Origin of the sequence: uncultured Thiodictyon sp. (genome assembly GCF_903828115.1) — a bacterium.
Lineage (GTDB): Bacteria > Pseudomonadota > Gammaproteobacteria > Chromatiales > Chromatiaceae > Thiodictyon.
In genome coordinates, this window is record NZ_CAIKKU010000083.1 from 1 (window position 1) to 5303 (window position 5303).

Here is a 5303-nt window from a genome sequence, read left to right on the forward strand (position 1 = left end):
GCCGCTCCTACGCCGTAGGAGCGGCCCCCCGGCCGCGACGGATATCACCCTCAGACGTTGCCTACCGCCTGCCCAGGTCGGCATTTACAAAACCTTAACTTGGCGAAGGCCCGGGAGCGCCATAAAATACGCAAGGAAAAACTAGAATTTGAGGACTTAGGGGGACGCCTTAAGATGCTTAGGATGGTCTGGCAATCGCCCGCCCCGCGGGGGGGCGACGTGACAATCGGTACGGCGACCCGGGCCGCGGCTTGGTCTTGGGCGTCGGCGACGCTTAGGGGTTGCGCCGGGACCAGCGCGGACGCCCCCTTCACAGACCCGCCAGTCGCCCCGCCGGTCGCTGTATGACCGGGGCGCTCACACCGCACGGGCCGGCGGGTATTCGTCACGTCACTGCCCAGGATGCGGCACTGTTTTATGGACTCGCGCTGCTGCTGGTGTACGCGCCGCTATTTCTGGGCACATCGCGACCGGTGCCGCTGATGATCATGGAATTGGCGGCGGTGGCGCTACTCGCGGGCCTGTTCATGCCCCGGCAAGCGGCGGCGGCCGGGTCGGAAGATGGCCGGACCGGACCGGTCGGCCTTCCCGGACGGCCGTCCCGTCCGGCGCTCCTGTTCTTGCTGCTGCTGTTTCTCCTGCCCCTCTTTCAGTTGGTGCCGTTACCGTTCGAGCTATGGTCAAGACTTCCGGGGCGCGCCTTCTATGCCGAGGCGATGCGGCTCGCGGGTGACACCGACGACGGTTTCAACTGGCGGGCGATCTCGCTGATCCCGACGACCACCGAGGCCGCATGGCTTGCGCTGCTGCCACCCTTGGCCGTGTTCTTGGCCGTGCTGCGGCTCGACCAGGAGCGATTGCTGGTATTAGTGCTGGTGTTCTTGGGGATTGCCACCGGTGAGGCCCTCCTGGGGCTGATCCAGTACGGCAACACCCTGATGACCGACAGCGCCACCGGCACCTACCGAAATCGCAATCACCTGGCTGGCCTGCTGGAAATGGCGCTGCCGGTCGGCCTGGCCCTGTTGGCCGCCACCGTCGGGCACCGTCGCCCCCCGCACGCCGGCAGACCTCATGGCCGACGCAAACCTACGCTTCGTCAATGGGTAGCGCGCTTCAGCGTGGCCCGGATCAACCAGACCGCGGCCTTAGGTGCGGCCTCGCTTGCCATTTTGCTGGGGTTGATTTTTACCCGGTCTCGCGCGGGGATAAGTCTCGCGATGCTCGGGATTCTTCTAAGTAGCCTGATGTTCTCCTACCGACTGGGTGGGCGTAACACCTACGGCCTGATCGGCACTTTCACCGCCGCCGGGGTTGGGTTGGCCAGCCTGATCGGGTTGGTGCCGATATGGAACCGGTTCGCCTATGCTGACCCGTTCGAGGATGGGCGCTGGACGATATTCGACGCCACCGTGCAGGCCATCGGCGAGTTCTTTCCGTTGGGAAGCGGTGCGGGTACCTTCATCGATGTGCTGCGGCGGTTCCACCCGGCCGCGGTGCCGGGCGTCACCATCAACCGCGCCCACAACGACTATTTGGAATGGCTGCTGGAATTCGGCTTGATCGCGGCCGTACTGGTTGCAGTCTGGCTGCTGTTCTATCTGCGCCAGTGGGGGCGGGTATGGCAGAGCGGGGAATGGACGCCGTTGCGCTTCGTCCAGGCTGGAGCCGGCACGGCCTTGCTGCTGATGATGCTGCATACCTTGGCGGACTATAACCTGCGAGTCCCGGCCAACGCGGTGTTCACGGCCTTTCTGGCCGGCGTTTTTTTTCACCAACCGCGCCGCGCGGCCGCGCGCCGCAGCCGCCGCCCGGAGGCGCCCGGTGAGAATAGCGGCCGAGCGCCGCCGGTCTTTGTGATTCCACCGGAGAATCAGAACAATCCCTTCAGGGCTTGGTCTCCGACAGCCGTCAGTCGTCGTCGTACAGGAGTATAGAAATTTCATGAGTGCGCCCAGTTGGTTCGCGGATTTGGTATTCCCGGGCAGTCTTCTGCTCACGGTCGGCCTGATTGCCATGCTGACGCCCCTGGCCCGGGCACTGGGCTGGGTGGACCACCCCTCTACCCGCAAACACCACCCGCGTCCGGTGCCGCTGGTCGGGGGAGTGGCCATGGGCATCGCCTTCTGCGTCGGCATCTTGCTGCTGCCGGACAAACCTCACGACTGGCGGGTCCTCTTGATCTGCACGGTCATGCTGACGCTGCTTGGTCTTTATGACGATCTGCGCTCCAGCCGGGCCTCTACGCGCTTTCTGTTTCAAACCGCCGCCGTCCTGCTGATGGCGCTGGGAAGCGATGTGGTGCTCGGCAATCTGGACGATCTGTTTGGGTTGGGCCAATTCAGCCTCGGCGACTGGGCGGTGCTGTTCACGCTGTTCGCCGTGGTCGGCGTGATCAATGCCTTCAACATGATCGATGGGTTGGATGGTCTGGCGGGTGGTTCGGGGCTGATCGCCGCCGGCTGGCTGCTCGTGCTGTGCCTGAGCACGCACGCGTGCGGCCCAGGGGATATCGGTGCCCTGTTGATCCTCGCCATGGTCATCGCGGGCTTTCTGGTCTTCAACCTGCGCCATCCCTGGCGCGCCCGAGCCGGCATCTTCATGGGCGATGCCGGCAGCACCATGCTCGGTTTCGTCCTGAGTTGGTTTCTGATCCACCTGTCCCAAGGCGAGCAAGCGGTGATGACACCGATCACGGCGGTATGGATTCTGGCCCTGCCGCTATTGGACACCCTGACGGTCATGGTCCGCCGCCTGCGTTCCGGGAGCAACCCGTTCGCCGCAGACCGCCAGCACCTGCACCATCTGTTGCTGGGCCGCGGCTTGACGGATGGCCAGGTCACCGGCGTGCTGTTGGCGCTCACCTTCTTGACCGGTGGACTAGGCGTTCTGGGCGACCAACTGGACTTGCCCTGCTATCTGGGATTCTATGCCTTCGTCGCTCTCTTTCTGCTGTATTACAGAATCACAACCACCATGCTCCCGCCACCGAACTCGCCGGTCACCTGCCGGGATCGTCGTCGACCACCACGCTCGAACGATACCGACAAGAAATGGAATCGATCCCTGCTGAGACTGCCATGGATATACGGCAACAGTCAGAAGAGCGAGTAGATCGCTTTGTTCTTTCATCCGCGATCATCGTTCCGACCACAAGGCACCCGGTAGTACCCTATCGCTTGGCGTCAACCGATATGGCCGCAACGGCGTCAAGGTGGCCGCGGCCTGTGGGACTGCGTGCCGCCCGGCAACAGGATACGCCCTGCAGCGCGCCGGAAGAAGCCCGACCGCAGACCCGGGCCAGCCCCATAGCGTTGCCGCTGGAGCGGTGCGCGCCGGTTGAGCAGGATTTGGATGTCCATGAACTGAGCCAATAGCGCAGCCAGGCCCCGCAAGCCCCGGCGAGCCGCCCGGCCCTGTATCGTCATATGTCACGGTATGGCGGTAGCGTGTCCGGGAGCGTCACTTGATCGGGCTTGCTCCTCGTGCCGCAGGCAACGAAGGACGCAAACAGTACGCCGCTGCCAGGAAAGGAGTAACGGGTGTCCTTGCCGAAGGTAAAATAGCAGAATATGTCTAAATCATTGTCAGAGATCATCCGCGATGGCGAGGATAGCGCCATTGAATTCAAATGCGCGGACTTCCGCAATGATAGCCTTGCCAAAGAAATCGTCGCCTTCTCCAACATGTCGGGCGGCAGTATTCTTATCGGCATCGAGGATGACGGCACAATCAGCGGCGCGCCGGCCCATGACCTTGAGGAGCGGGTGATCAACATCTGCCGCAATCTGGTCGAACCCTCGGTGATTCCTGATATCTACGCGCATGTCACAGATTCCGGAGCGAAGGTCTTGGAAGTGCGTATTCCCAAAGGCACCTTTAAGCTCTACCAGATCAAGAACACCCGTCGTTTCTATGTCCGGATCGGTTCAGTCTCCATTGAGCCCAGCACTCAGGAGTTGGTTCGCCTCCTGCAATCCGGTGGCGTCTATCATTTCGAGGTGACGTCCCTGCCGGGTACCACCCTGGCGGATATCGACCTGCTGCGTGTGCGCAGCTACTGCGAGGAGTATCGCGATCTCGAATTCGATGCAACCGGTGTCGAGCGGCTCTTGGCCAACTGGCAGATGATTGACGCCCAAGGGCAATGCACCGTCACGGGCGCGCTGTTTTTCGGTAAGTCCGTCGCCCGCGTGCTGCCGCAGGCGGGCATACAGCTCTTTCGCTTTGCCGGCCGCGACCGGACCGGCGTACTGCTCGACCAACGGGACCTGGTCGAACCGGTGCCTGAGGCGATCACCGCGGCGGTTAAATTCGTTCAGGCGCATTCGGCCGTCAGGTCCGACTTTCCAGCCGCCTCGACACGCCGTGTTGATACCCATGAATATGAACTTTTTGCCGTCCGCGAACTGATTGTCAACGCCTTTTGTCACCGTGACTGGTCGGTCTACGGTCAGAAAATCCGTGTCTCCCTGTTTGAGGACCGGCTGGAGATCTTTTCTCCGGGAGCCTTACCCAACAGCTTGTCGCTCGCGAATGCCCTGGCTGGCGTTTCTTATTACCGAAACCCCAACATCGCGCAGCTCTGCAAGGACTATGAACTGGCGGAAAGGGCGGGGCGGGGCCTGCAGAAGATCTTTAGGACGTTTCGCGAGCGCCGCCTTCCACCCCCGGAAGTCATCGATGATCCAACATTTTTCCAGGTGGTCCTGCAAAAAAATCGGTCGGAGATCGCCCAGCTCCGGTCCGGGGTCGCGGCTGTCCCAGAGCCCCCCGGAGAGACTGTCGGCGATCAGCCGTCAGCGAAGGACTCTGTCAGCAGCTTACCCCGTAGCTTGGAACCGAGATGAATACCCAATCGCTGAAAGATATCTGAATGAATCAGCCGCGGACATCGCCGCTGCAGCAACACAGAGTCCGCCAGCCTCAACGCAAATCCTGACCCCTGAGCTTAACCTGACGCCTCGCCCCACGCCGGCCTTGATCATAATCCCGGCCAGCGGCGTGCGTAGTCAGGGCTTCCAGCCCTGACGGTGTCAGGCCAAGATGGCCTGACTACGCACCCGGCGAGCCCAAGCGGCCGGAATCTTGATCGAGGCCCGCGAAGCCGTAGACTTGGCCGAAGCACGGCCCTTGTCGCGACTCGAACAGCAAGGTTTAATTGACGAAAACACGGCAAGACAACTGATCGAGATCGTTACCACCCGCTACATGACCGTTTTCGCGGCTTTCCAGACACACATGCAGGCACTGGCCGATGATGTCGGCGGCTGACATCACCCCGGAAACGTGCGGGCTGTCGC

The 5303-nt window shown here is 62.2% G+C and carries 4 protein-coding genes; all 4 read left to right on the plus strand.

What is annotated here, in order from left to right:
- Window positions 1-344 precede the first annotated feature (344 nt).
- The 4 genes from QZY48_RS03005 (at window position 345) to QZY48_RS03020 (ending at window position 5274) form a co-directional block, all read left to right on the plus strand.
- Complete coding sequence (locus QZY48_RS03005) at window positions 345-1937, plus strand: O-antigen ligase (RefSeq protein ID WP_295427518.1); 1593 nt, start codon at window positions 345-347, stop codon at window positions 1935-1937.
- Between the two features lie 175 nt (window positions 1938-2112).
- Window positions 2113-3114, plus strand: coding sequence for an MraY family glycosyltransferase (locus QZY48_RS03010; RefSeq protein ID WP_295427521.1), 1002 nt, complete (start codon window positions 2113-2115; stop codon window positions 3112-3114).
- Window positions 3115-3572: 458 nt separating this feature from the next.
- On the plus strand, window positions 3573-4850 hold the full coding sequence (locus QZY48_RS03015; protein ID WP_295427524.1) for an ATP-binding protein: 1278 nt from the start codon (window positions 3573-3575) through the stop codon (window positions 4848-4850).
- A 238-nt stretch (window positions 4851-5088) separates the two neighbouring features.
- Window positions 5089-5274, plus strand: a complete 186-nt coding sequence (locus tag QZY48_RS03020) for a hypothetical protein (RefSeq protein WP_295427527.1) — start codon at window positions 5089-5091, stop codon at window positions 5272-5274.
- The last annotated feature ends 29 nt before the right edge of the window (window positions 5275-5303 follow it).

Excerpts from the sequence above, each read along its gene's own strand:
- QZY48_RS03005 (WP_295427518.1), top strand. The coding sequence starts at position 345 with ATGACCGGGGCGCTCACACCGCACGGGCCGGCGGGTATTCGTCACGTC.
- QZY48_RS03010 (WP_295427521.1), top strand. The coding sequence starts at position 2,113 with ATGGGCATCGCCTTCTGCGTCGGCATCTTGCTGCTGCCGGACAAACCT.
- QZY48_RS03015 (WP_295427524.1), top strand. The coding sequence starts at position 3,573 with ATGTCTAAATCATTGTCAGAGATCATCCGCGATGGCGAGGATAGCGCC.